The 25,530-nt window shown below is 37.9% G+C and carries 25 protein-coding genes; all 25 read left to right on the forward strand.

Annotation, left to right across the window (positions count from 1 at the left end):
* Positions 1-2: 2 nt before the first annotated feature.
* The 25 genes from rfaE1 (at position 3) to K9L86_07515 (ending at position 25,396) form a co-directional block, all read left to right on the forward strand.
* Positions 3-992 carry a D-glycero-beta-D-manno-heptose-7-phosphate kinase gene (gene rfaE1 / locus K9L86_07395; GenBank protein MCF7908674.1) on the forward strand — a complete coding sequence of 330 codons (990 nt, stop codon included), beginning with the start codon at positions 3-5 and terminating at the stop codon, positions 990-992.
* On the forward strand, positions 976-1,719 hold the full coding sequence (gene kdsB / locus K9L86_07400; GenBank protein ID MCF7908675.1) for a 3-deoxy-manno-octulosonate cytidylyltransferase: 744 nt from the start codon (positions 976-978) through the stop codon (positions 1,717-1,719). The genes rfaE1 and kdsB overlap by 17 nt, the downstream gene beginning before the upstream one ends.
* A gap of 29 nt (positions 1,720-1,748) precedes the next feature.
* On the forward strand, positions 1,749-2,540 hold the full coding sequence (gene kdsA, locus K9L86_07405; protein MCF7908676.1) for a 3-deoxy-8-phosphooctulonate synthase: 792 nt from the start codon (positions 1,749-1,751) through the stop codon (positions 2,538-2,540).
* Positions 2,541-2,544: 4 nt separating this feature from the next.
* Positions 2,545-3,525 carry a KpsF/GutQ family sugar-phosphate isomerase gene (locus K9L86_07410; protein MCF7908677.1) on the forward strand — a complete coding sequence of 327 codons (981 nt, stop codon included), beginning with the start codon at positions 2,545-2,547 and terminating at the stop codon, positions 3,523-3,525.
* A gap of 14 nt (positions 3,526-3,539) precedes the next feature.
* Entirely contained in the window at positions 3,540-4,079 is a 540-nt protein-coding gene (locus tag K9L86_07415; protein ID MCF7908678.1) for an HAD-IIIA family hydrolase, read from the forward strand.
* Positions 4,080-4,132: 53 nt separating this feature from the next.
* Entirely contained in the window at positions 4,133-4,936 is an 804-nt protein-coding gene (gene lptC, locus K9L86_07420) for an LPS export ABC transporter periplasmic protein LptC (GenBank protein ID MCF7908679.1), read from the forward strand.
* Positions 4,933-5,655: an LPS export ABC transporter ATP-binding protein gene (gene lptB, locus K9L86_07425; GenBank protein MCF7908680.1), complete on the forward strand. Its 723-nt coding sequence runs from the start codon at positions 4,933-4,935 to the stop codon at positions 5,653-5,655. Before lptC ends, lptB begins: the two co-directional genes overlap by 4 nt.
* A 16-nt stretch (positions 5,656-5,671) precedes the next feature.
* Positions 5,672-6,559, forward strand: a complete 888-nt coding sequence (locus K9L86_07430) for a hypothetical protein (protein ID MCF7908681.1) — start codon at positions 5,672-5,674, stop codon at positions 6,557-6,559.
* A 34-nt stretch (positions 6,560-6,593) separates the two neighbouring features.
* Positions 6,594-7,190, forward strand: a complete 597-nt coding sequence (gene clpP, locus K9L86_07435; protein ID MCF7908682.1) for an ATP-dependent Clp endopeptidase proteolytic subunit ClpP — start codon at positions 6,594-6,596, stop codon at positions 7,188-7,190.
* A gap of 110 nt (positions 7,191-7,300) precedes the next feature.
* Positions 7,301-8,557 (forward strand): adenylosuccinate synthase, encoded by a 1,257-nt coding sequence (locus K9L86_07440; protein ID MCF7908683.1) that lies wholly within the window; start codon positions 7,301-7,303, stop codon positions 8,555-8,557.
* A gap of 12 nt (positions 8,558-8,569) precedes the next feature.
* A complete protein-coding gene (locus tag K9L86_07445; GenBank protein MCF7908684.1) occupies positions 8,570-10,681 on the forward strand; it encodes a sodium-translocating pyrophosphatase in 2,112 nt (703 codons plus the stop codon).
* Between the two features lie 131 nt (positions 10,682-10,812).
* On the forward strand, positions 10,813-11,133 hold the full coding sequence (locus K9L86_07450) for a hypothetical protein (protein ID MCF7908685.1): 321 nt from the start codon (positions 10,813-10,815) through the stop codon (positions 11,131-11,133).
* 1 nt (position 11,134) lies between these two features.
* Complete coding sequence (locus tag K9L86_07455) at positions 11,135-12,301, forward strand: glycoside hydrolase family 5 protein (protein MCF7908686.1); 1,167 nt, start codon at positions 11,135-11,137, stop codon at positions 12,299-12,301.
* Positions 12,298-12,927 carry a ribulose-phosphate 3-epimerase gene (locus tag K9L86_07460; protein ID MCF7908687.1) on the forward strand — a complete coding sequence of 210 codons (630 nt, stop codon included), beginning with the start codon at positions 12,298-12,300 and terminating at the stop codon, positions 12,925-12,927. Before K9L86_07455 ends, K9L86_07460 begins: the two co-directional genes overlap by 4 nt.
* On the forward strand, positions 12,920-13,717 hold the full coding sequence (locus K9L86_07465; GenBank protein ID MCF7908688.1) for a divergent polysaccharide deacetylase family protein: 798 nt from the start codon (positions 12,920-12,922) through the stop codon (positions 13,715-13,717). The genes K9L86_07460 and K9L86_07465 overlap by 8 nt, the downstream gene beginning before the upstream one ends.
* A gap of 9 nt (positions 13,718-13,726) precedes the next feature.
* A complete protein-coding gene (locus K9L86_07470) occupies positions 13,727-14,275 on the forward strand; it encodes an epoxyqueuosine reductase QueH (protein ID MCF7908689.1) in 549 nt (182 codons plus the stop codon).
* Positions 14,247-15,167, forward strand: a complete 921-nt coding sequence (locus K9L86_07475; GenBank protein ID MCF7908690.1) for a TIGR01212 family radical SAM protein — start codon at positions 14,247-14,249, stop codon at positions 15,165-15,167. Before K9L86_07470 ends, K9L86_07475 begins: the two co-directional genes overlap by 29 nt.
* On the forward strand, positions 15,148-15,591 hold the full coding sequence (gene dtd / locus K9L86_07480; protein ID MCF7908691.1) for a D-tyrosyl-tRNA(Tyr) deacylase: 444 nt from the start codon (positions 15,148-15,150) through the stop codon (positions 15,589-15,591). Before K9L86_07475 ends, dtd begins: the two co-directional genes overlap by 20 nt.
* 5 nt (positions 15,592-15,596) lie before the next feature.
* The gene (lgt, locus tag K9L86_07485; GenBank protein MCF7908692.1) at positions 15,597-16,340 is read left to right on the forward strand and encodes a prolipoprotein diacylglyceryl transferase; all 744 of its coding nucleotides are present in this window, start codon (positions 15,597-15,599) and stop codon (positions 16,338-16,340) included.
* Between the two features lie 30 nt (positions 16,341-16,370).
* Positions 16,371-17,975, forward strand: a complete 1,605-nt coding sequence (locus K9L86_07490) for an NAD+ synthase (protein ID MCF7908693.1) — start codon at positions 16,371-16,373, stop codon at positions 17,973-17,975.
* 1 nt (position 17,976) lies between these two features.
* Positions 17,977-18,411, forward strand: coding sequence for a 2-amino-4-hydroxy-6-hydroxymethyldihydropteridine diphosphokinase (gene folK / locus K9L86_07495; protein ID MCF7908694.1), 435 nt, complete (start codon positions 17,977-17,979; stop codon positions 18,409-18,411).
* A complete protein-coding gene (panC, locus tag K9L86_07500) occupies positions 18,395-19,246 on the forward strand; it encodes a pantoate--beta-alanine ligase (protein MCF7908695.1) in 852 nt (283 codons plus the stop codon). The genes folK and panC overlap by 17 nt, the downstream gene beginning before the upstream one ends.
* Positions 19,236-20,054 (forward strand): DUF108 domain-containing protein, encoded by an 819-nt coding sequence (locus K9L86_07505; GenBank protein MCF7908696.1) that lies wholly within the window; start codon positions 19,236-19,238, stop codon positions 20,052-20,054. Before panC ends, K9L86_07505 begins: the two co-directional genes overlap by 11 nt.
* Before the next feature lie 48 nt (positions 20,055-20,102).
* Complete coding sequence (gene uvrA, locus K9L86_07510; GenBank protein ID MCF7908697.1) at positions 20,103-22,901, forward strand: excinuclease ABC subunit UvrA; 2,799 nt, start codon at positions 20,103-20,105, stop codon at positions 22,899-22,901.
* Between the two features lie 29 nt (positions 22,902-22,930).
* Positions 22,931-25,396, forward strand: a complete 2,466-nt coding sequence (locus K9L86_07515; protein ID MCF7908698.1) for a tetratricopeptide repeat protein — start codon at positions 22,931-22,933, stop codon at positions 25,394-25,396.
* Positions 25,397-25,530 lie beyond the last annotated feature (134 nt).

The following is a 25,530-nucleotide window of genomic DNA, read 5'->3' on the forward strand; positions in this document are numbered from 1 at the left end:
TTATGAAAGTAGATAAGAAAAAGCTAAAAAGCATTGTTTCGCGTTTTGCCAAAAAGAATATTTTGGTAGTAGGGGATCTTATCCTCGATCACCATATTTTTGGCAAGGTCGACCGTATTTCTCCGGAAGCTCCAGTTCCGGTAGTCTGGGCCCGGCAGGAGAGCTTTACCTGTGGTGGCGCAGCCAATGTCGGCCTTAACTTAAGGGCTTTTGATTCGGGAGTGAGCCTTTCTGGGGTAATCGGAAAGGATCACTTTGGCAAGACCCTATTTTCGCATATTAAAAGTAGAATGATTGGTACTGATCTTATTGTTAAGGATAGTAAGCGGCCCACCACCTTAAAGACGCGAATAATGGCTCATCATCAGCAGGTAGTTAGGGTAGATTGGGAGTCGGTAGAATTTCTTTCTTCTAGAATTAATCAGGCAATTTTAAGCAAAATTAAAAGTAATATTGATGATTATGATGGAGTCATTATTGAAGATTATGGTAAGGGTGTTATAAATCCTAATTTGGTTGAAGAGCTGGTGAAACTTTGCAAGAAGAAAAAAAAGATAATTACCGTTGATCCCAAGGAAGAGCATTTTGATTATTATGAAAATGTGACTGCACTTACCCCTAACCTTAATGAAGCTCAGGCAGCAGTTAATACTAAGATACGCAAGAAAAAGGATATAGAGTTTTTAGGTGAGATTATTATGAAGAAATTAAACCCTAAGGCATTACTGTTGACTCTTGGCGAAGATGGGATGATGTTGTTTACTGGGTCAACCCCACACCATATACCAACTCAGGCTCATGAGGTTTTTGATGTCACTGGGGCCGGTGATACAGTGATTGCCGTTTTCACTCTTGCTTTAAGCTGCGGCGCTACCTATAAGGAGGCAGCCATAATTTCTAATTTCGCTGCCGGAATTGTAGTTGGAAAGCTTGGTGCAGCTACAACGAGTAAAAAAGAGCTTTTTGAAAAAATAGATGGATATAGCAACTAAAGTAATTGGAGTTATACCAGCTCGCTATGAGTCAACTAGGTTATCTCATAAGCTGTTGCGTAATTTAAAAGGTAAGCCTCTTATCCAGTGGACCTGGGAGGCAGCCAAAGAAGCACATCAGCTTGATGAGCTTATTATTGCTTGCGATCATTCTGAACTTAAAAATTGCGCCGAGAGTTTTGGCGCTCAAGTTGTCTTAACTTCTCCGGCTCAACCTTCAGGTACCGACCGAATTGCTGAGGCAGTTTCTGATTTGGATGTAAAAATAGTTGTGAATATCCAGGCTGATGAGCCGTTGATTCACCCTTCGATAATTGATAATTTGGTTCAAGAGATGTTAGCTAATCCGGATATCTCAATGACCACGGCAAAGACAAGAATAGATCAAGATCAGGAAATAAATAACCCAAACGCAGTCAAGGTTGTTTGCGATAAGGATGGCTGGGCAATATACTTTTCACGTTTTGCAATTCCTTATTATCGTGGTCAGAGCACAGATAGGAATTATTATAAGCATTTAGGTATTTATGCTTACACGAAAGACTTTCTTTATACTTTTAAGAATCTTGAACCTTCAGCCTTAGAGAAGGCTGAGAAGCTAGAGCAACTTAGAGTTCTAGAGTCTGGATACAGGATAAAGGTTATTGAGACTAAGTTTAACTCTTGGGGAGTTGATACTGAAGAGGATTTACAACAGGTTGAACGTATCCTAATTGAGGGAAAGTAGGGGTAGATGGTTATTTGGGAGAAATCCGAATGAAACTAAACAAGAAATTTGTAGTTATCGCTGGTCCTTGTGTAATCGAAAGTAAAAGTTCAACTTTAGAGATTGCGAGCTATTTAAAGGAAAGTTTAAAGGACTACCCGGTTGAATTTATTTTTAAGGCTTCCTTTGATAAGGCAAATCGTACTTCCTTGGGTTCTTTTAGGGGGCCGGGCTTAGCAAAAGGCATAAAAATATTGGAAGAGGTTAAAAAGAAGCTTGGCTTACCAATTCTTAGCGATGTGCACACTCCTGAACAAGTTGGGCAGGTAAAAGATGTTTTGGATATTATTCAAATACCAGCCTTTTTGTGTCGGCAGACGGATATAGTTATTGAGGCGGCTAAAACTAAAAAAACCGTCAATATTAAAAAAGGTCAGTTTATTTCGCCAACCGATGTTAAACATATTTTAAAAAAGATAGAATCTACCGGTAACAAAAATATTATTATTACCGAAAGAGGAAGTTGTTTCGGCTACAATAATTTAGTAGTTGATTTTAGATCATTTTTAATTATGAAGAAGTTTGGTTATCCGGTAATTTTCGACGCAACACATTCTTTGCAGCGACCATCGGCCCGTGGTGGAATTTCTGGCGGGGATCGGGAATTTGTTCAACCGATGAGTCTGGCTTCGGTTGCTTGTGGAGTGGATGGTCTGTTTTTGGAAGTTCACCCGGACCCTGAAGAAGCCTTGTCGGATAAATACACTTCTTATTCTTTAAAGAATCTGAGTGGGTTAATAAAAAAGGCTATGGGCTTGAGAGCGGTAGTGAAGGAAAGGTAGCAAGATGAAACGTTTTAAAAGTAAGGAAATATTAGATTGGGCCGATGAAGTGCTATCGACCGAGATAGCCGGCATTGACAAACTTAAGAAGAGCTTAAATCAGAAATTTCTCGATGCGGTAGCCATTCTTTATGGTTGTCGCGGCAGGATCGTAGTTACTGGAATGGGCAAAGCCGGTATAATCGGCCAAAAATTTTCAGCTACTCTTTCTTCAACTGGGTCATCATCGTTTTGGCTTCATGCTGCTGAGGCAGTTCACGGAGATTTAGGCCGAATAAAAGATAACGATGTAGTGGTAGTGTTATCTTATAGTGGAGAGACCGACGAGATAAAACATCTAGTTCCTTTCATAAAGAAAATTGGCGCAAAAACAATTGCAATTACCGGAAGAGTTTCATCTAGCTTAGCTCGTTATTCGGATAGTGTTATCAGCGTTAAAGTGGACAAGGAGGCCTGCCCTTTAGGTTTAGCCCCGACGACTTCTACTACGGCAATGCTTGCGGTTTGCGATGCTCTCTCGGTAGTTTTACAAAAGATGAAGGGATTCAAACAGAAAGATTTTGCTCTTTTCCACCCACGGGGATCTTTGGGCAGGAAATTACTTTTGAGTGTCAAAGATGCAATGCGTACTCGAAAATATAACCCGGTAGTTTCTGAAGATGCTTTAGTTAAAGACGTACTTTTAAAAATAACCACTCTCCATGCTGGAGCAGCTTCGATAGTAGACAAGACTGGTCGTTTGGTTGGCATTTTTACCGATGGGGACTTAAGGCGTAATTTAGAGCGTTATCCACAACTGCTAAGGAAACGGGTAGCTTTAGTCATGACTAAGGATCCGACAGTGGTGAAAGATACGGATTTAGCCTCCCAGGCTTTGCGAATACTAGAGAAAAAGAAGATTGATGAAGTTCCGGTTGTTGATGCTAAATATCGGCCGGTAGGCATGCTTGATATCCAGGATTTAATCGCCGCCGGAATTATTTAAGGATTAAATTATATATGGCGAAAAAGGAAATAGTCAACAAGTTATTTAAAAATATTAAACTGTTAATTCTTGACGTAGACGGAGTTTTGACTAAAGGTGAGATTATCTATGATAATGAGGACAGAGAACTTAAGATTTTTAACGTTAAAGATGGCTTAGGCGTTTTTCTTTTACGAAAATTAGGGATTAAGACAATTTTTCTTTCAGCTCGAAATTCAAAAATGCTTAAAAGGCGTGCTAAAGATATGAGGGTGGCTGAAGTAATAGGCGGAATCATGCCTAAAGAGAAAACACTTGGTGGAATTAAAAGAAAATATAAGGTAAGCGAAAAAGAAATTTGTTTTATTGGCGATGATTTAATCGATTTAGGAATGATTAACAGGGTAGGCTTAGGTATTGCCGTTAACGATGCGCCGCCAATAGTAAGAAAAGCCGCCAGCTACGTCACTGCAAAAAATGGTGGTGAGGGTGCGGTTAGAGAAGTAGTTGATCTAATTATTAAATATCAAAAATTAGAGAAAAAAATCTATAGAATTTTAGAAAATCCGAGGTAAGTTTTAGTTTTTGCGGTTGACTTTATGAGGTAATTTGATATAGTAGGCTGTTTATGAAAAGCATTTTTATTGCAATTATTTTTATTTCTATAGCTGTGAATACACAAGCCTATTCGCAGCAAAAAATTAATGATTTCTATCTTTCTAACTTTAAAGAGGATGGTACTCATGATTGGGAAGTACGTGGGGTTGAGGCGATGGTTTATGATGAGTATGTTGATATTGAGAAAATGAATGCTCATTATTACCTTGAGGACGATACGATTCAAATAACTTCAGATAGCGCCCGCTTGAATAAGGAAAATATGGACGTTCATCTAGAAAACAACGTAAACATTACCAATAAAGAAGGAGCAAGGATAATTACTGATTCTTTAGATTGGCAAAATAGTAAAAACCTTATTCATACTCAAGATTGGGTAAAAGCGACCAGAGATGAAATGCAGATAACTGCACAGGGGATGAGCGCTGATACCGAGATGCAAAGCGCTGATTTTAAAAAAGACGTTGAAGTTAGTTTTCCTGATCAGGAGACTAAAATCCCGATCACTGCTAATTGTACTGGACCATTAGAGATTGAATATAGTGAGGGAAAAGCAATTTTTCATGATGACGTGGTGGTTACTCATGTTCAAGGTAAGGTTTATTCGGATAAGTGTACTTTATTTTTTAATACTGAGACAAAGGCAATAATTAAAATAGTTTCTGAAGGTAATGTAAAGATTTTTCGTGACGGTAGCGAAACTTATGCTGAGCAAGCAACTTATTTTGGTCCGGAAGATAAACTTGTTTTAGAGGGAAGACCGAGATTAATTTATTACATTGAAGAAGGAAACAGTAGCTTAGGCGGACTATGAGGTTACTTGAGGTTAGCGGTTTAACAAAGTCTTACGGACCTAAGACCGTAGTGCGCGAAGTTTCGCTTTCAGTTAAGAGAGGCGAGATCGTTGGCTTGCTCGGACCAAACGGAGCTGGAAAGACTACGACTTTTTATATGGTTGTTGGGATAATCGCTCCGGATAAAGGGCATATTCTATTTGATAATCGTGAGATAACTTCATTTGCTATCCATACTCGGGCAAAATTCGGGATCGGTTATCTTTCACAAGATCCTTCGGTATTTCGTAAGCTCAGCGTAGAAGATAATATTATGGCGGTTTTAGAAACCTTACCACTTTTAAGGGCAGAGCGTCGCAGGCGGCTAGAAGATTTATTGAAAGAATTAAACATAGCCCATTTACGTAAAAGTAAGGCTTATACTTTGAGTGGTGGCGAGATGCGGCGGCTTGAGATTACTAGGGCTTTAGTAACTAATCCTTCATTTCTTCTTTTGGATGAACCTTTTTCGGGCATTGATCCGATTGTTGTTGGCGAAGCCAAAGAGATAATTTCTGAGCTTAAAAATAAAGGTATTGGTATTCTTATTACTGATCATAATGTGAGAGAGACTCTTTCTATTACTGATCGGGCATACTTAATTTCCGAAGGGAAGATTCTAATTTCCGGTAGTTCCGATGATCTAATCAATCACGATGAGACTCGCAAAGTTTATTTAGGTAAAGATTTTCGCATGTAAAATAACGGGGTGAATAATGAAAGTAGAAGTAAAAAAAATTGATAAGCTGAAACGAAAGCTTGAAATTAAAGTTAGCGGCGAGGAATTTTTAAAGGAAAAAAAAGAGGCTTATCAGCCACACCTAAAAAGTCTCAAGGTTCCGGGATTTAGGCCGGGAGCTGCGCCAATAGATATTATTGAAAAGCATCATGGAGCACTTCTTAGGGACGAGTTATTAAAGAGAGTCTTGCCGATTTTTTATGGTCAAGCTTTAAAGCAGGAAAGTATATCTCCAGCTGGCTATCCTGAGATTTCTGATGTCGAGCTAACCAAAGATGCTTTGTCGTTTTCGGCAGAACTCGAGGCAAGACCGGAAATCGAGGTTACTGAGGCTAATTATAAAGGAATAAAGATTAAGGATAAAAAAATTGAGATTAAGGCTCAGGACATAGAGAAGGTTATCACTAACTTGCAAGACGGGGTTAAAAAGGTTATTCAAAAGAGTCTTGATGATGAGGAGTTGTCACGTTGGGCTTCTTATCCGGATAGTTCATTTTTGCGTGAAGCTATAAAGGGCCAGCTATTTGTTGAAAAATTACGCGAGCGTAAGCAAAAAGTCGAGCAGCAAATAAGGACCCATCTTTTAAAGGCGGTAAAAATAGATATACCTAAAAGTGAAGTCGAATATTACCATAAGCAGTTGCTTGACCGTGAAATTTATAATTTACAGCGTCAGGGGATTCCTGAAAAAGATATAGATAAATATAAAGATGATTTGAAAGAGAAATTATTACCTATGGCTGAAGAGGAGATAAAATTAACTTATGTTTTAGAGGCGGTAGCTAAAAAAGAGAATATCAAAACTGAGGCTAATTTAATTGAGGTCGTATTTGGGTTTATCTTAAGTCAAGCTAAGTACGAATAAGACAAGAAGGGGGTAAGCAAGGATGAAAAACCAAATGTATGTTCCAATGGTGATTGAACAGACAGGAAGAGTCGAGCGTGCGTATGACATATATTCTCGCCTCCTCAAAGACAGGATTATTTTTATCGGTACGCCAATCGATGACAACATAGCCAATGTCGTGATTGCTCAAATGTTATTTTTACAGATGGAAGATGTCAATAAGGATATCGGAATATATATTAATACTCCGGGAGGGGTTATTACTGCTGGCATGGCCATTTACGATACAATGCAGTTTGTTAAATGCGATGTTGCGACTTATTGTGTAGGCCAAGCAGCTTCGATGGGGGCTTTGCTCCTTTGTGCTGGAGCAAAGGGTAAACGTTACACTTTGCCTAATTCACGGATTATGATTCATCAGCCTTGGGGTGGAGTTCAGGGAACGGCTGAGGATATTTCAAGACAAACCGATGAGATTTTACGTCTTCGGTCAAAAGTTAATGAAATATTATCGTTTCATACTGGAAAATCATTAGACAAGATTAAGCAAGATACTGATCGGGATTATTTCATGAGCGCAGATGAATCAAAAAAATATGGCATCGTAGATGAAGTAATAAATCCGACAAAACAATCTAAGAAAAAATAATAGTTTAGCAATTGATTGGGTTAGATGAAGAGTGTTAAAAAGATAATACCCTTAAGGGGTACTTTGTGCTTAGGATTAGCCAAAGTTTAAAATTTGCTAGGAGTTAGCTAATGAATTCAGTTTTGGTCGGTTTACAGTGGGGAGATGAAGGCAAGGGGAAGATAATTGATTATCTTTGTCGCCATAGCGATGTAATTGTTCGCTTTCAGGGTGGCAATAATGCCGGACACACAGTAGTTATCGGTGGAAAAAAGTTTGTTTTTCACCTGATACCTTCAGGTATTTTACATAAAGATAAAATTTGCGCTATCGGTAATGGAGTTGTTGTCGATCCAAAAGTTTTGATTGAAGAAATTACTTCTTTGAAGAAATCGGGAGTAGTTGTATCTAGTCGCAACCTTAAAATATCGCCTTTTTGCCATATGATCATGCCTTATCATCGAATCATGGATGCTTTGCGTGAGCAGGCTAGATTTCAGAAAATCGGTACGACTAAAAGAGGAATTGGACCCTGTTATGTCGATAAAATAGCTCGTTGCGGCATCCGAATGATTGATTTTATTGACGATAAAGTTTTTCTTGAAAAGTTAAAAAGCAATTTGGTCGAGAAAAATACTATTTTTCGAAAAGTTTACGCTAAAGCTGGTTTTTCAGTTTCCGATGTTTATAAAGAGTATCGGCAGTTAGCCAAAGTTTTAAAGCCTTATGTTTGCGATTTAACTGATTATTTTTACAATTTAAAAAGTAAAAGATTCTTATTTGAGGGGGCTCAAGGTACTTTTTTGGATATTGATTTCGGGACTTATCCATTTGTAACTTCTTCATCGGTGATTGCTCCGAATGCTCTTCTAGGCTCTGGTCTTGGATTCGTGCGCGTAGATAAAACCATTGGTGTTGCTAAAGCCTATACTACTAGAGTTGGTGAAGGGCCTTTTCCTACTGAGCTGCAAGGAAAGTTTTTAAACTATTTTAGAAAAGAGGGTGTTGAGTTTGGAGCAACTACTGGAAGGCCGCGTCGTTGTGGTTGGCTAGATTTAGTGTTGTTGCGGCAAGCGGTTCGGATTAACAATATAAGTGAATTGGTTCTCACGAAACTTGATGTTTTAGACGGATTAGATAAGATAAAAGTTTGTGTTAAGTATTCAAATAATTCTAGTGTTTCCAAAAGGTTTCCTTATGAATTATCTGGTTCTAAACCGATATATAGGGAATTTAAGGGATGGATGTCTCCGACAAATAATATTCGTAGCTTCAAACAGCTTCCTAAAGAGGCCAGAAGTTATATAAAGTTTATCGAACAGTTTTTGGGGGTAAAGTCCACATTTATTTCAGTTGGTGAAAAAAGATCAGCAATTTTAAAACGATAAAGGAGTGAGTTTATGAATTCGATTTTAGTAGTTTTCTTTGGGGCATTTTTGGCAATTAGTTTTTGTGGCTATCTTATTCGTTGGATATTTAGTCAGCCCGAAGGTAATGAGACTATGAAAACCATCTCGGGTTATATTTTTAAAGGTGCCAAGGGCTATCTGAGACAACAGTATAAGGTAGTTTCTATTTTCTTTGCTGTGGTCTTCGTCGTTCTTCTAGCAATGGCACTTAAAGGTTTTTTAGTTATATTTGTTCCTTTTGCTTTTTTAACTGGTGGTTTATTTAGTGGTTTTTGTGGTTGGTTGGGGATGTATGTAGCAACTAAGTCTAATGCCCGTACTGCTTATGCCGCTCAGCAAAGTTTAAATAAAGGCCTGCGAGTTGCCTTTAGTGCTGGTACGGTTATGGGCTTTATGGTCGTAGGTCTTGGTTTGCTTGAGATGGCCAGTTGGTTTGTTATTTTGAAATGGTACTATGCCAGTCATGCCTTACCTCAAGGAAGCGATCTTTTAACCGCTATCACTTCAACCATGCTTTGTTTTGGGATGGGTGCATCTAGCTATGCTCTTTTTGCTCGTTTGGGCGGAGGTATCTACACTAAGGCGGCTGATGTTGGTGCTGATTTGGTGGGAAAAGTAGAAGCCGGGATTCCCGAAGATGATCCCCGAAACCCAGCCGTAATTGCCGATTTGGTAGGTGACAATGTTGGTGATGTTGCTGGAATGGGAGCTGATCTTTACGAATCATACGTTGATTCAATTGTGGCCACTATGGCTTTAGCCGCAGCTGCCGGTTTGGGTATAAATGGTGTAATTACTCCGTTACTTATGGCCGCTTGTGGAGTTGTCGCTTCTCTGATTGGATTCTTCTTTGTGAAGACTAAGGAAAATGCTACTCAGAAAACATTATTGCGGGCTCTCCGCAAGGGAGTTTGGACGGCATCCGCTTTGGTAATTGTATTTTCTTTTTTAGTAGTTATTTTTGTTTTAGGCAAAAGCTACATTGGAATCTTTGGCTCAGTTATAATTGGTCTTATGGCTGGAGTTTTTATCGGTCAATTTACTGAGTACTTTACTTCAGCTGTACATGGCCCGACTAAGGCCTTGGCTGAATCTTCAAAAACCGGTCCAGCTACTATGATTATTGAAGGAATGGCCTTAGGTATGCTTTCACCGGTAGGGGCAGTTTTTACTGTCAGTTGTGCTATTTTGGGAAGTTTTGCTGTTAGTGGCGGTTTTAGCAATTTTGGAATGGGTCTTTACGGTGTAGGTATCTCAGCGGTTGGGATGCTTTCTACTTTAGGTATAACTTTGGCTACCGATGCTTATGGCCCAGTTGCCGACAATGCTGGAGGGATTGCTGAGATGGCCGGATTACCTAAAGAGGTGCGTGATCGAACCGATCAGCTTGATTCTTTAGGCAATACAACTGCTGCAACCGGAAAAGGGTTTGCTATTGGTTCAGCAGCCTTAACTGCTCTAGCGTTAATAGTTGCTTATCGTGACCACGTTATCCACGAAGCAGTGCGTTTGGGGGTAAATGTGTCAATGGATATAAGCCTTTTTGACCCTAATGTGATTATTGGAATTTTTATCGGTGCGATGATGCCTTTTGTATTTTGCGCTTTTTCTCTGCAAGCAGCAGGAAGAGCTGCTGGGACAATTATTGAAGAGGCCAGAAGGCAATTTCGTGAGATAAAAGGTTTACTTGAGGGTAAAGCAGAGGCTGATTATTCACGCTGTGTTGTTTTAACTACTAAAGCTGCCCAGCGTCAGATGATACTTCCATCGCTTTTAGCGATTATTGCTCCTATCGTGGTTGGGTTATGTTTGGGGGTAAGAGGCGAGGTTGGCCTTTTAGTTGGAGCTTTATCTTCGGGATTTGTTTTAGCTATTTTTATGGCTAATTCCGGTGGTGCTTGGGATAATGCAAAAAAATATATCGAAGCCGGAAACCTCGGCGGTAAAGGTTCTGATTCCCATAAGGCTGCAGTTTGTGGCGATACAGTGGGGGATCCTTTTAAGGATACGGCTGGACCATCATTAAATATTCTTATTAAGTTGATGTCGATGGTCTCTATAGTATTTAGTGGATTAATCATTAGTTACAGTTTTTTTAAATAAGTTGGGCGATTTTTTTCTAAATAAACGCCAGGCAAAGTTGGGGCAGACTCTTATTTCCGGGTTTTTTGGCCTAATTTCTTAATTTTACCTTCCTTTGAAATCCTCTAAATTTTTGATATAATAAGCCCCTTATGGATAAGAGTTATATTCACTATCAAGATAGTTTGAAGCTTAAAGAGCGAGAGTGGGATGAGCTCTGTATACGCTGTGGTGGCTGTTGTGGGGCATACGATGATCCTTGCAAACATCTAAGGGAAGATGAAACTGGTTCGTTTTACTGTGAAGTTTACGACCAACGTTTCGGCACCCAGAAAACCGTAAGCGGAGAGGCATTTGACTGTGTTTTGGTTAAGCAAATATTACATACTTACTGGAAGAAGGATCATCTTTGTGCGTACAAGCAGTACCTGAAGATGCCTTGGAAGACGTCTGATTCAAAAAAAAACATTTAAAATGTCAAAAACTAAAGCAATAAAAGGTGTTAATCTAGGTAGCTGGCTTCTTATGGAAGGTTACATCCTCGGTGGTCGAAATATTGCTGAACATATTTTTAAGAGAAAGTTTCAAAACATATATGGTCAAAAAGAACTTAGGAAATTCGAAGTTTGCTTTAGAGATAATTTTATAACTCAAGGAGATTTTAAGAATATCTCTGATATTGGGGCTAGGGTTGTTCGGCTACCCTTTAACTATCGCTTGATAGAGTCAAAACCATATTGCTATTGTGAGCGTGGCTTTGCTTATTTAGAAAGAGCATTTTCTTGGGCCAAAAAATACGGTTTAGGGATAATCCTAGATCTTCACGCTGCCCCTGGTGCTCAGAATTGCGATTGGCATGGTGATAGTGCCGGTCAGGCTTTGCTTTGGGATAAGAAGCAATATCGCCAGAGAACTTTTTGCCTTTGGGAAGCCATAGCAGATAGATTTAAGGATGATAAGTCTCTGATTGGGTACGATGTTTTGAATGAACCGGTGTTAGGAAAAAGGAGCAACCAGGTTCTTAAAGAGTTTTATCGGGGAGTTATAAAACATATCCGAAGAGTTGACAAAAAGCACACGATATATTTAGAGGGTAATAATTGGGCACAGGAAGTTAATTTTTTGGTTGATTTAATAGATGCTAACACGGCAATTAGTATTCACACCTATCATCCATTAAGTTACACGTTTAATTTTGAGCCTTTTAATAAGTTTCCGGGAAAGATAGACGGGCAGCTGTGGAATAAAGATAGAATGTATAGATATTTAGAGCCTTACTATAAGTTTTCGTTAAAAAATAAGGTTAAAATTTTTGTAGGAGAGTTTGGGATTAACTGGCGGGGAGGTTTTTTTGGGGAACGAGAGTGGCTCAAGGTCATTTTGGGTGTTTTTGAAAGTTTTGGTTTCGAGTATACTTACTGGACTTATAAGGCAGTTTCTCAAGCAGCATTTCCTGATGGGATTTATCAATATGTTAATAATTCTCCATATCTTCAGAGGGAGGGCCCTGAGTATGGCTGGGAAACCTATCTAAGGCATTGGGGAAAAAATAAAAAAGATGTTATTAATTTCTGGAAAACAAAAAATTATCGGCCCAACGAAAATATTATAAAAATACTAAAAACCTATTTTAAAAAATGATAGTACCAGCATTACTTACTGATCAGAAAGATAAGCTTATTGAGATGACTGAGATTTGTTCTGAGTTTACTGATTATGTTCAAGTTGATATCATGGATGGAGTATTTGTTCCTTCCAGGAGTATAACTATTAAAGATTTAAAAGGAGTAAAATTCCCAGTTAGGTCCGAGGCCCATCTTATGGTTTCTGATCCTTTAGCTTGGTTGGACGTTTTTCGGAAAATCGGTGCCGAAAAAATTATTTACCATTTTGAAATTGGTGGAGATCAGCAAGCTTTAATTTCCAAAATTAAAGAAGAGGGTTTTAAAGTAGGGGTTGCGCTTAATCCACCAACAAATATAGATGAACTTAAACCGATATTATCTGATATTGATTCAGTTCTTTTTATGTCGGTCAATCCCGGATTTTATGGAGCTAATTTTATTCCTGAAGTTTTGGAAAAAGTAAAAAGTTTCAAGTCTGCTAATCAGAATATTAAAATCGGAATTGACGGAGGCATCAAATTATCCAATGTTAAGGCGGCCAAAGAGGCTGGTGTTGACGATATCTGTGTGGGAAGTGCAATTTTAAAGAGTGATTTTCCTAAAAAAGCATATGAGGAGTTTGTTAACGTAGCTTATGGCTAAAATTTTACGAATTTTTATTTTTATTGTTTTAATTATTATCCCAATAGTCTTTTATAGTTCTTTAAATAAAAGTGGGGATCACTCCAAGTCTTTACTTGATTTAGGCAAAGATCAACCGTCACTCAAACCGTCAATAGCATTAATTTTTGACGATTTAGGCGGTAGCTTAACTGAGTTACGGGAAATATATTCTTTAGATATTCCACTTACGGTTTCGATTATACCCAATTTGAAGTTTTCAAAAAATATCGCCCATATCGCATCGCGTTGCGGGTTTAGTGTTTTTATCCATTTGCCAATGGAGCCAAAAAAAAGTGAGAATTATAGAACCGACCAATATCGGTTTATTAGCGGTAGCTTGAGCCAACGTGAAAATAAATCTTTGTTGCGTAATTATCTGAACTCGATAAGAATTGCGATTGGAGTTAACAATCACATGGGCTCAATGGCTACTGAGGATAGGGAGTTAATGAGTATTTTTGTGCAGGCAGTAAAGAACAAGGGGTTGATTTTTGTTGATAGTCGTACTTCGCTAGATTCAGTTGCCTACGAAATAGCTCATCGTGTCGGTTTGCCTTGTGGTTATAACGAAGGTTTCCTAGACGCTGTTAACGATTTGGATCATATGCAGAAGCAAATAGATCAATTGTTAAAAAAAGCTAAAGAAAAGGGAAAAATAATCATCATTGCTCATCCGCGAGCAGGCACAATAGAATTTCTTAAGCAAAGGGTAGCGGCGCTAAAGGAAGAAGTAGATTTTATTACCATAAAAGAATATTTTAAGCCTTAGACTTAATAAATGAAGAAGGTCTTATTGCACATTTGTTGTGGCGTTTGCGCTCTTTATTGCTTCGAGAGGTTGCGCAAAGATGGTTTTTCGGTAGAAGGTTTCTTTTTTAATCCTAATATCCACCCTTATTTTGAATATCTAAAGCGTCGACGGGCTGCTGAAATTGCAGCTGAAAACTCCGGTATTTTAATGCAGGAAGGAAATTATCGCATTTTTGATTGGTTCAAAATTCATAAACCTTACCATGAAGACGTTGAGGGCGGTCTCAGGTGTGAGTCTTGCTATCGAATGCGCCTAGAGAAAACAATGGCTTTATGCTGTGATAAAAATTACGATTACTTTACGACAACTTTAACAATTAGTCCGCATAAAAAGAGTAGTGTTGTTTTTAAGGTTGGTAGTGATATCGGTAAGGATAAATTTTTAGCTATTGATTTTAAGAAAAAAGATGGTTTTAAGAGAACTATTGGTCAGGCTAAAAAATTAGGTATTTATCGACAAGGCTACTGCGGGTGTGTATACAGTAAGAATGAAAGAGAGATTCCACTCATTCAATAGCTATCTGCAAAATATTTTTGGTGAACGAGTTCAGCGGATAAGCCTCGACGCTGGTTTTGGATGCCCTAATATTGATGGGACCCTAAGTACCCAGGGCTGTATTTATTGCAACAATAAGGGGTTTTCTAAATTTGCTCGCAGTAATTTACCTTTAGAAGACCAAATAGCAAATTCTGTTGAGTTTTATAAAAAGCGTTTAGGAGCAAATAAATTTATTGCTTATTTTCAATCTTTCACCAATACTTATGCTGATCAAGAAACGTTAAGTAAGCGATATGATCTTATAAGGAAATTTCCTCAGATAGTCGGTTTGTTTATTTCTACTCGTCCTGATTGTGTTAATGAAGAGAAAATGAAGCTCATCGCTAGCTACAAGAAGGATTATTTGGTCTGGGTCGAATATGGGCTGCAGACTACGCAAGAGCCTATTCTACGGTTAATAAATCGCAATCACAGCTATGAAGATTTTCTCGGCGCTTATAAGTTAGCCAGAGATTATGAAATTAATGTCGGTGTACATCTAATAATGGGTTTACCGACATCTAGTTATGAAAATGTGATTGAAGACGCAAACCGTCTTGCTAAGTTGGATATTCAAGGAATAAAATTTCACATTTTTCATCTTTTACGGGGAACTCAACTAGAGCTACTACACAAAAAAAATAACTTTAATTTTTTAACTCAAGATGAATATGTAAAAAATATTTGTGACTTTTTAGAATTAATGCCGACCTCTTTAGTAGTTTTAAGGCTTATTTCTAATGCTCATCCTGATTATTTGATTGCTCCTTCTTGGATTAATAATAAACATGCTGTGATAGAGCAGATAAGAAAAGAATTAGAAAATAGGGGGACTAGGCAAGGCTATCGTTATGAAAGTGTTTGTAGCTAGAGTTACTGAAGGTAAAATCGTTGTTGCCGATGAGCCGATTGGTTCAATTTTAAAAGGTATTTCTGTTTTTGTAGGCTTTGAGAATGGTGACACTGAAGAAAACTTATCGGCAATGGCTGAAAAAGTTGTTAATTTGCGCATTTTTGAGGATAATCAGGGTAAGTTAGCCTATTCAGCTAAAGATAAGGGCTATGCAATATTAGCGATACCTAACTTTACCCTTTGTGCCAGCGCTGACAAGGGTCGTCGGCCTTCTTTTGATAATTCGATGCCTTATCAATTAGCTGAAAAGTTTTTCGATGATTTTGTTTTAGTTCTCAAAACTTATGGTTTAGAGGTTGAAGAAGGAGTTTTCGGCGCTCATATGAATATAAATTTAGGGCTGGACGGACCAGTGAATATAGTGCTTGATAGTAAAAAATAAAATATATGTTTCCAATCCTTTTTAAAATTGGCCCACTAACGATATATACTTACGGTTTTTTTGTTTTTCTCGGTGTGCTTTGTGGATATTTTGCTTGCAGCTCCCAGGCCAAAAAAGAGGGCATTGCTAAGGACGAGTTTAGTGATATTTTCTTTTGGGTAATTGTTTTTAGTTTTTTAGGAGCAAAATTGCTTTATCTCTTAATTGAATGGCGATATTTTTTAAAAAATCCTTTAGCACTCATTCGAAGTGGATTTATTTTTTACGGTGGGATCATTGCTGGTTTAGCGACAGTTTATTTTTTAGCGAAAAGATATAAAATAAAGTTTTTAAAATTAATTGATTCTATAGTAATTGGCATTCCTTTAGCTCATGCCCTGGGGCGGTTAGGATGCTTTTTTTACGGTTGTTGCTATGGAAAGCCGACTAAGCTTTGGTGCGGAATATCGTTTCCTAAAGAGTCTCCGGCTGGTTTAAGTGGTTTAAAAGTTATCCCTATACAATTAGTTTCAGTTGTTTCGCTAGTTATTATTTTTTTAATTCTTTTGCGAATTGCAAAAAAGAAAAGATTTTCCGGAGAGATATTTTTATCCTATGGTTTTATTTATGGGATTTTTCGTTTTGTTGTCGAGTTTTTTCGTGGAGATCCGCGCGGTGAGATTATTTTTCTCTCAACTTCGCAGTTGATTTCTCTTTTAGTGATATCGCTGAGTGGTTTCTTGTTTTATCGTTGGCGGCGGAATTATTGATTAGTAAATAAAAGAAGGTATAATAAGCCTATGCTTAAAGTAGTTTTAGCCCAAATTAACCCTACGGTGGGGGCCTTAGCCGAAAATTGCGCAAAAATAATCAGCTATATAAAACGGGCAAGAGCCAAAGGTGCTGATATCGTTGTTTTTCCGGAATTATCCCTGATTGGCTACCCCCCGGAAGATTTATTACGAAAAAACCATTTTATTTCAAAAAGCAAACAGTTTTTGAGTTCAATCGTAAGGAACTCGCGAGGGTTGATAGCAGTTATTGGGTTTGTCGATCAAGAGGGGTTAAATCTTTATAATGCCTCAGCCTTAATCCAGGATGGCAAGATTTGTGACGTCTACCGTAAGGTTATCCTTCCTAATTATGGTGTATTTGATGAAAAAAGGCATTTTAGTCCCGGAACTGCCTTGTCTGTATATAATTTCGGCAACTATAAGTTTAGTGTAACTATATGTGAAGATATTTGGCAGAAGGAGACTGTTAGTTTATTAGAAAACTGTGATTTAGATTTTGTTATTAATATTTCTGCTTCACCGTTTAATTTAGGCAAGATGTCTCAGCGAGAAAAGGTTTTAGCACAGGCTGCCCGGCGCTTAAAGAGTTTTATATTTTATGCTAATTTAATCGGAGGCCAAGATGAGATTGTATTTGATGGCACAAGTAAGGTTATATCCCCGCAGGGCAAACTAATAGCTTGTGCAAAAAGATTTCAAGAGGACTTGTTGGTCTTTAATCTTAACCGTAAGAAAAACTATCCAACCAAAAAAATCAAGGAAGAAGCTGCGGTGGAGGCGTTCTCGGCCTTAAAGCTTGGTCTTTATGATTATGTTAATAAGAATGGTTTTAAGAAAGTTGTTGTTGGGGTAAGTGGCGGAATTGACTCAGCAGTGGTGGTTAGTTTAGCGGTGATAGCCTTGGGTAAAGATAATGTTTCAGCATTGCTTATGCCTTCGGTTTTTACCTCAGATGCTACTTATCGTGATGCTAAAAAAATATGCGAAAGTTTAGGAATTAAATACTATATTGTCAAAATTAATGACATTCTAAATGCTTACTTTAAGGATCTTTCAGCTCACTTTAAAGGGAAAAAGCCGGACATTACCGAGGAGAACCTTCAGGCCAGGATTCGTGGTAATATTTTAATGGCCTTTTCGAATAAGTTTGATTATCTTGTTCTCAATACTGGGAATAAGAGTGAAGTTTCTTGTGGTTATTGCACTCTTTATGGAGATATGGTTGGAGGATTTGGTGTTTTGAAGGATGTGCCAAAACTTTTAGTTTATAAATTGGCGCAACAAATTAATAAAATTAGTTCAAAAAAAGTTATTCCAGATTCGGTAATCAAGAGACCACCCTCGGCTGAGCTTAAAAGCAATCAAAAAGATACTGACAGCCTTCCCGATTATAAATTACTTGATGCGATATTAAAGTTTTATGTTGAGGATGATTTATCTTTGGAAGAAATAGTTGCTAAAGGCTACAACAAGGCTGTGGTCCGGCGAGTTATTACTATGGTTGATTCGAATGAATATAAGCGGCGTCAGGCTCCGGTAGGCATAAAGATTACCCCGCGGGCTCTTGGTAAAGATCGACGTATGCCAATTACTAATAAGTTTTCTCAATAAAATGGTAGTTGCTTTTATTGGAATTGGTTCAAATTTAGGCAATCGGGCCAAGAATATAAATAGCGCTTTGGATAATTTGGGCTCAGTTTCAGGAGTTAGGGTTGTAGCGATGTCGTCAGTTAGCGAAACTCAGCCCCAGAAAGCTTGTGGGCCTAATTATTTCAATGCAGTAGCAAAGATAGAAACTGACTTAGAGCCTCAGGTGCTTCTAGGCGTTTTATTGAAAATCGAGCAGCTTTTAGGACGTCAACGGCCGTTTAAGAATGCTCCTCGGACGATTGATTTAGATATTCTTTTGTATGGTAACAGAATAGTGGACAGTCCAGAACTTATCATTCCTCATCCAAGAATGTTGGAGCGGGATTTTGTTTTAAATCCACTTTTGGAAATCGAACCAAAGTTTAGAGAAAAATTTAAAGATGTTTGTAAGCGGTGATATAAAAAAAGTACGTAAAGCGCTAAATTTAGCCAAAACAAAAAAAAGAACTGTAGGGTTTGTGCCTACTATGGGTGCATTACATGCTGGACATATGTCTTTAGTCAAGGCTGCCCGAAATCAGTGTGAATTCTTAGTAGTGAGTCTTTTTGTTAATCCAATTCAGTTTTCTCCTAGTGGAGATGATTTTAGGGAGTATCCTCGTAATTTCAGGGGCGATAAAAAGTTACTTCAGGCCCAAGGGGTAGATTTAGTTTTTAATCCTTCAATCAAAACTATTTATCCGGATGGTTTTTCTACGGTCGTCGAAGAGCACGACTTAAGTAATAATCTTTGTGGGCTTTCGCGTCCAGGTCATTTTAAGGGAGTTTGTACGGTGATTTCTAAGTTGCTTAATGTTGTCCAACCAGATATAATGTATTTAGGCCGAAAAGATTATCAGCAAGCTCAGATTATTCGGCGGCTGATTCGAGATTTAAATTTCTCAACCAAAGTTAAAGTATTATCGATTATCAGAGATAAGGACGGACTAGCCTTAAGCTCAAGAAATCGACTCCTAACCTTTAAAGAACGAAAGGATGCGGTAGTGCTTTATCGAGCTCTCAAGCTTGCTAAGAAGAAGATTGTTGAAGGCCAAAGAAATTCAGCTCAAGTGACTCAGAGTATAAGAAAATTAATTGCTTCAGTAAGATCAGCCAAGATAGATTATGTCGAGATAGTTGAGACTAAAAGTTTAAAGCGAGTCAATAAGATTAGAGGCAGAATTCTAATTGCTTTAGCAGTGTATATTGGAAGGACTCGTTTGATCGATAATATTATTTTAGATGTTAAATAAAAAAAAGGTAAAAATCGGTATTGTTGGTTGCGGGGCTATTGGCGAAGGCGTCGCTTTATTTATCAACAAAACTTTAAAGCACCAAGCTAAACTTTCAGCCTTAGCTGATATGGACGAGCTTAAAGCAAAAAAACTAAGTAAAAAGTTACGACCTAACCCACAAGTTTGTGATATTGACAATTTGATTAAAAAAGTTGATTTGATTATTGAAGCGGCCTCAGTGGATGGTGCTCGGTTGGTACTATCTAAGGCTTTGAAATATAAAAAAGATGTAGTAATTTTAAGCGTCGGTGCTTTGATTAAAGATTTTTCTCTACTGCAGAAGATTAAGCGGGCAAAAATTAATATTTATCTTTCATCTGGTGCTATTTCTGGCGTCGATGGCTTGGGGGCATTGAGCCTAGCAAAAATAAAAAAGGTAACACTTACAACATCTAAGCCTCCGAAGGGTCTTATTGGAGCGGATTACTTAAAGGATAGAAATATTAATCTAAAGAAGCTAAAGAAGGAAAAAGTGATCTTTAGAGGTAATGTTCGTCAAGCAATTAAACATTTTCCGAAGAACATAAATGTTGCCGCTACGATACTTATTTCAACTGCTTTTAAAAATGTTGAGGTCTGCATAAAGGCCGATCCAAAATTGAAGCGTAACATTCACTGCATAAGAGTGGAGGCTGAGGAAGGAAACCTAGATATGAGCATTCAAAATGCCCCTTCAAAAATAAATCCAAAAACTAGCGCTTTAGCGATTCTTTCCACACAGTACCTTCTTAAGAAACTTTTTTCTCCTTTCAAAATAGGAAGCTAAAAAATAATAAGATTCACTAGTAGTGATCTAAATTAAGGTCAGGTAGATATTATGAATGAATATATAGTTATAAAGGGTGCCCGAGAGCATAACCTTAAAAATATTAACTTACGGATACCTAAAAATAAGTTAGTCGTTGTGACTGGACTTTCTGGTTCTGGCAAGTCTTCATTAGCTTTTGATACTATTCATGCTGAAGGTCAGCGGCGTTATGTGGAAAGTTTATCGAGTTATGCTCGTCAGTTTCTTGAGCAACTTCAGAAGCCCGATGTTGAACATGTCGAAGGCTTATCTCCGTCAATTGCTATTGAACAAAGGACGGCCGGAGGATCACCGCGTTCAATCGTAGCTACCCAGACTGAAATTTATGATTATTTAAGATTACTTTTTGCCCGAATCGGTAAGCCACATTGTTATAAATGTTCCCGAGTGATTACCCAACAAACTTCTCAGGAAATAATCGAAAAAATCATTTCTTTACCGAAGAATCATAAAGTTTTTATTCTTTCGCCGGTGGTCAGGGGTAAGAAGGGCAGTCATCATAATCTTTTTAGCCGTTTGTTAAAGGAGGGTTTTGCCAGGATACGCCTTGATCGAAATATCTATGAGCTAAGCGATAAGATAGTAGTTAATAAACATAAGTTGCACAACGTTGAGATCGTTGTGGATAGAGTTTTAATATCGGAAAAGTATAAAAAGCGAATTGCCGATTCAGTGGAAGTGGCTCTTAAATATTCCGGCGGCTATTTATTAGTTTACAATGAGACGACTAAACAGGAGATTTTTTTTAATAGTAAGTTAAGTTGTGTTCATTGCGGAATTTCTTTGCCAGAAATGGAACCACGAATGTTTTCATTTAACTCACCTTACGGAGCTTGCCCAACCTGTAATGGTTTGGGTATAAAATTAGAGTTTGATCCTGATTTTATAATTCCCGATAAAACAAAAACTTTAAGGAACGGAGCGATTGAGGCTTGGCGTCGGGGAGGTAAGGGCTACATCATGTATTATCGGGCCCTTTTGGGGGCTTTATCCCGGGAAGCCGGATTTTCACTCGACAAACCATATGAAAATTTACCCCAGGCGACACAAAATTTAATTCTTTATGGCAATCAAAACGTTTATGTTTGGGATAAGCCCTTTGAGGGGGTTATCCCTCATTTAGTAAGGATTTTTAAAACTACTGATAGTGAATACCGCAAGGCCGAGATTACTCAGTATATGTCTAAGCTACCTTGTCCCAGTTGTTTAGGCAAGCGTTTGCGCAAGGAGTCACTTTCGGTTTATTTAGGGGGTAAGACAATTTGGGATATAGTTGAGATGACCATTGCTGAGTGTGAGATTTTTTTTAAAAAAATTAAGTTAACTGCCCAAGAAGTGGCGATAGCTAACTACATAGTTAAGGAAATAAACAAACGCTTGCTTTTTTGTTGCAATGTCGGTCTAGTCTACCTTTCTCTGGACCGATTGAGTTCTACTCTTTCTGGTGGTGAGGCTCAGAGGATACGTTTGGCCACTCAGGTCGGCTCAGCGCTTTCAGGAGTTATTTACATACTTGATGAACCGACAATTGGGCTGCATTCTCGAGATGATAAACTTTTGATCGGGACGCTTAAAAGTTTAAAGCAATTGGGCAATACGGTTATCGTTGTCGAGCATGATGAACAGATGATTGCAGCAAGTGATTGGGTTATTGATCTTGGTCCGGGTGCTGGAGTCAAAGGCGGAAAAGTAGTCTATTCTGGGCCAAAAAGTGAACTTACCTTGAGTAATACCTTAACTGCTCGTTATCTCACAGGTAAAGAGGTGATTAGTCTCCCATTGAGTAGGCGACAATATAAAAATAGGCCAACCTTAAACATAAAAGGTGCCGAGGAACATAATTTAAAAAATATAAATGTAACCGTTCCCTTAGAAACATTTATTTGTGTTACCGGAGTCTCTGGTTCTGGAAAATCGACTTTGGTTGAGGATATTATTTACAAAGCTTTAACCCGACATCTTTATGATTCGCGGGCTAAGCCGGGAAAATTCAAGAAAATTATTGGCTTAGAGAATGTCGATAAGGTTATCATCGTTGATCAGTCGCCAATTGGCAGGACTCCGCGTTCAAACCCGGCTACCTATGCCGGGGTCTATACTTATATTCGTGAGTTTTTCAGCAAGCTTCCCGAGGCAAAGATGAGGGGGTATAAGCTTTCTCGATTTAGCTTTAATGTTTCTGGTGGTCGCTGTGAGGCTTGCCGGGGAGAAGGAATAAAAAGAATCGAGATGCACTTTTTACCAAATGTTTATGTACCTTGCGAGGTTTGTGAAGGAAAACGTTTTAATACTCAGACTTTAGATGTGGCCTATAAAGGTAAAAATATATCGAATGTCTTGGAGATGAGTGTCGATGAGGCCTATGAACTTTTTTTTAATCTTCCACGGATCCGTAATATTTTACAAACTTTAAAAGATGTAGGTTTAGGCTATATTACCTTGGGTCAATCTGCCACCACACTTTCGGGAGGAGAGGCTCAAAGGATTAAGCTCGCCGCGCAACTAAGAAAAAAAGCAACCGGGAAAACCATATATATCCTTGATGAACCGACGACGGGCTTACATTTCGATGATGTCAAAAAGCTGCTTTCAGTATTGCAGCGTTTGGCTGATAAGAAAAATACAATTTTAATTATCGAACATAACTTGGATGTGGTAAAATGTGCTGATTATATTATTGATTTAGGGCCCCAGGGTGGAGAGTCCGGTGGGAATATAGTTGCTGTCGGTACACCGGAAGAAATAGCAGCTTGTAAAGCTTCCTATACCGGAAAGTTTTTAAAAGCTAAGTTATCTCTTAAATAGATAGTCTGATCGATTCGATTAAGAGTCAAATGCTAAACAGTGTTTACAAATTAAAACGTTTTTTATTGGGGATTTTTATTATCGGTCTAACTTTGTCTTCATTATTGATGGAGGTGAGTTTAGCCAAAGAGATTGAGGGTGAGCAATTTCGTACGGCGGCTAAGGCTTTTTCTGATCAATTCTACGATGCTTCACTTTCTTTATTTGAGAGATTCATTGGAGACTTTCCTGAAAGCCCCCTAACTATTAAAGCAAAACTATATCTAGCTAAGTGTCACTATTATAAGCAAGATTATCGAAAAGCTCTGAAGATTCTTTCTGATATCGAAACTGAGGTGAAGTCTGATGGTATTTCTGACGAGTTATTTTATTGGCTGGGTGTTATTAACTTCAAGGGAAGGGACTTTGATAAGGCGGTTAACTACACCAAAAGAGTTGTTGATAACTATCCGGACTCAGAGTTTAGGTGGCCGAGTTATTATTTATTAGGTCAGAGTTTTCAAGAAGGCGAAAACCCTAAGGCTGCAAAAAAGGTTTTTTCGGATATTGTTGAAAAGGCTACAGATAGCGAAATTGTTCAGGATGCTTACTTGCAGCTGTTTCCGATTTATCTAAAAGAGAAAAATCACTCTCAACTTATAGCCTTAGGAAGAGAATATTTTGAGAAATTTAGCCGGAGCCAAGAAATTGCAAAGGTTTATTTTTATCTTGCAGAAAACTACTATACTCAAGCTGAGTGGGATAAAGCTGAGGACTACTATCAGAGAGGATTGCGTGGTCATCCCGACCCAGAGCTTTTAGATTTAATTTATCAACGACTAGGGTTTACTTATATCGAGAAGGATAATAGTTTTGAAGCTAAGATTTCTATTGATCGAATAAAAGATAAAGAGTTGCGACTTTTTTCTCAAGGGGCTTATTACTTTAGGTCAAAAGATTTCATCCAAGCCTTAGAAACTTTTAACATGTTTATTCGTGACTATCCCCAGGGCGCACATATCCAAGAAGTTTATCTAAATAAGGCAGATGTTCTCTATGAGCTGGGAAGGTTAAATGATGCAGTCTATACATACAGATATATTTTGAATAATTCATCGAGATCAGATAACCTTGAGGTTATTAACAAGGCTCATTATGGTTTGGCTTGGAGCTATCTAAAGAGTGGTAAATTTAAAAAAGCAATTGAGGAGTTTAAGGATACTTTAGAATATGCTTCTAATCCAGTAGTTAAGGCAAGTTCACAAATTCATATTGCTGATGCTTACCAAGAAATGGGTAAATATGTAGAAGCTTTAAACATTTATAATGATATTTTAACAAATTACCCGAATACAATATACGCTGATTACATACAGTTCCAAATCGGCCTCACTTTTTTAAAAAAGAAAGACTTAGAAAAGGCCTTCATGGCTTTGAATAATCTTAAAAATAATTTTTCTTCGTCAAAACTTGTTCCGCAAGCCCAATACTATTTAGCTGTAGGATATTTTTCTCAAGAAGATTATTTTGAAGCTAAAAGTCTCCTCGAAGACTTTATTGACAAGTTTCCCAATGACGATCTTATCGCCAAGGCGTACTATCTTCAGGGTAAATGCTTTTTTAATGAAAAGGATTATCAAAGGGCTTTAAGGATATTTAAAGAAGTAGTAGCTAAATTCCACGATCGTGACATAGAGGAACTTAGCTATGTTGACTTGGGTATAACCTATTTACATCTATCTTTGAATGAAGCGGCCAAGAAAACATGGGTTCAGTTTTTAAAAAAATACCCCCAGTCAGAGCATCGAGCTTCAGTAATTCTATATTTAGGGGGTCTTTATGAAAAAGAAAGTAATTTTATTGAGGCCGAAAAGAAATATCGTCAGGTGTTGCGTGATTATCAGGACTCTTCTTGGGGGCAGGAAGCCAGGCTTGCCCTAGGCCATCTTTATTGGAACCGAGACGATTTGGAAACGGCTGAGGAGCATTTCAAAGCTTTAGCTAAGGAAAATGTTCCAGCAGCTTTAAAATCTAAGTTGTACCTAGCTAAAGTTTATAGCCAAGGCCAAAAGCATGAGGAGGCTTTAGCTATCTACGAGGAGCTGATTGATTCTAAGTCTCCGATAACAAAAATTGCTTTCTTTGAGAAAGCTTTTCTTCTTAAGGAGATGAAGCTTTACTCTGAGGCAATAGTGATGTTTAACCAAGCAATTGTTTTGGATGTTGACAGCCCAGAGCTGCGTTTTTCTTTAGGAATTTGTTTAGAGAAGACCGGAAAATTAAAAGATGCAGTTGAACAATATCTCAAGGTAATTTATAATTTTCCTGAAGATAATGATGCGGCTGCTGACCCACAGGATAAAGGCTATAGGGTTAAATCGTTTTTTAGGGTTGCCAGAATTTACGAAAGAGATAACAATCTTGAAGAGGCTAAGAAGGTTTACCAAAAAATAATTGACCTAGGCATTGAAGAGTCAAAAATTGCTCAGGTCCGGTTAGAAGCACTAAAAAATTAAAGGAGATGATACGATAATTGTTCAATGATAGTTGGTGAAAACTCTGGATTATCAGTAGAATAAATAGATAGTCACAGAGTAGATAGGTTATAGGTTGTATTGTTTTTCTGGGGCTTAATTGACCCCGTAAAGGA

Source organism: Candidatus Omnitrophota bacterium (assembly GCA_021735655.1).
GTDB lineage: Bacteria > Omnitrophota > Gorgyraeia > Duberdicusellales > 4484-171 > JAHKAJ01.

Bases quoted from the DNA above. Each gene is read 5' to 3' on its own strand.
- rfaE1 (MCF7908674.1), top strand. From the start codon at position 3: ATGAAAGTAGATAAGAAAAAGCTAAAAAGCATTGTTTCGCGTTTTGCC.
- kdsB (MCF7908675.1), top strand. From the start codon at position 976: ATGGATATAGCAACTAAAGTAATTGGAGTTATACCAGCTCGCTATGAG.
- kdsA (MCF7908676.1), top strand. From the start codon at position 1,749: ATGAAACTAAACAAGAAATTTGTAGTTATCGCTGGTCCTTGTGTAATC.
- K9L86_07410 (MCF7908677.1), top strand. From the start codon at position 2,545: ATGAAACGTTTTAAAAGTAAGGAAATATTAGATTGGGCCGATGAAGTG.
- K9L86_07415 (MCF7908678.1), top strand. From the start codon at position 3,540: ATGGCGAAAAAGGAAATAGTCAACAAGTTATTTAAAAATATTAAACTG.
- lptC (MCF7908679.1), top strand. From the start codon at position 4,133: ATGAAAAGCATTTTTATTGCAATTATTTTTATTTCTATAGCTGTGAAT.
- lptB (MCF7908680.1), top strand. From the start codon at position 4,933: ATGAGGTTACTTGAGGTTAGCGGTTTAACAAAGTCTTACGGACCTAAG.
- K9L86_07430 (MCF7908681.1), top strand. From the start codon at position 5,672: ATGAAAGTAGAAGTAAAAAAAATTGATAAGCTGAAACGAAAGCTTGAA.
- clpP (MCF7908682.1), top strand. From the start codon at position 6,594: ATGTATGTTCCAATGGTGATTGAACAGACAGGAAGAGTCGAGCGTGCG.
- K9L86_07440 (MCF7908683.1), top strand. From the start codon at position 7,301: ATGAATTCAGTTTTGGTCGGTTTACAGTGGGGAGATGAAGGCAAGGGG.
- K9L86_07445 (MCF7908684.1), top strand. From the start codon at position 8,570: ATGAATTCGATTTTAGTAGTTTTCTTTGGGGCATTTTTGGCAATTAGT.
- K9L86_07450 (MCF7908685.1), top strand. From the start codon at position 10,813: ATGGATAAGAGTTATATTCACTATCAAGATAGTTTGAAGCTTAAAGAG.
- K9L86_07455 (MCF7908686.1), top strand. From the start codon at position 11,135: ATGTCAAAAACTAAAGCAATAAAAGGTGTTAATCTAGGTAGCTGGCTT.
- K9L86_07460 (MCF7908687.1), top strand. From the start codon at position 12,298: ATGATAGTACCAGCATTACTTACTGATCAGAAAGATAAGCTTATTGAG.
- K9L86_07465 (MCF7908688.1), top strand. From the start codon at position 12,920: ATGGCTAAAATTTTACGAATTTTTATTTTTATTGTTTTAATTATTATC.
- K9L86_07470 (MCF7908689.1), top strand. From the start codon at position 13,727: ATGAAGAAGGTCTTATTGCACATTTGTTGTGGCGTTTGCGCTCTTTAT.
- K9L86_07475 (MCF7908690.1), top strand. From the start codon at position 14,247: ATGAAAGAGAGATTCCACTCATTCAATAGCTATCTGCAAAATATTTTT.
- dtd (MCF7908691.1), top strand. From the start codon at position 15,148: ATGAAAGTGTTTGTAGCTAGAGTTACTGAAGGTAAAATCGTTGTTGCC.
- lgt (MCF7908692.1), top strand. From the start codon at position 15,597: ATGTTTCCAATCCTTTTTAAAATTGGCCCACTAACGATATATACTTAC.
- K9L86_07490 (MCF7908693.1), top strand. From the start codon at position 16,371: ATGCTTAAAGTAGTTTTAGCCCAAATTAACCCTACGGTGGGGGCCTTA.
- folK (MCF7908694.1), top strand. From the start codon at position 17,977: ATGGTAGTTGCTTTTATTGGAATTGGTTCAAATTTAGGCAATCGGGCC.
- panC (MCF7908695.1), top strand. From the start codon at position 18,395: ATGTTTGTAAGCGGTGATATAAAAAAAGTACGTAAAGCGCTAAATTTA.
- K9L86_07505 (MCF7908696.1), top strand. From the start codon at position 19,236: ATGTTAAATAAAAAAAAGGTAAAAATCGGTATTGTTGGTTGCGGGGCT.
- K9L86_07515 (MCF7908698.1), top strand. From the start codon at position 22,931: ATGCTAAACAGTGTTTACAAATTAAAACGTTTTTTATTGGGGATTTTT.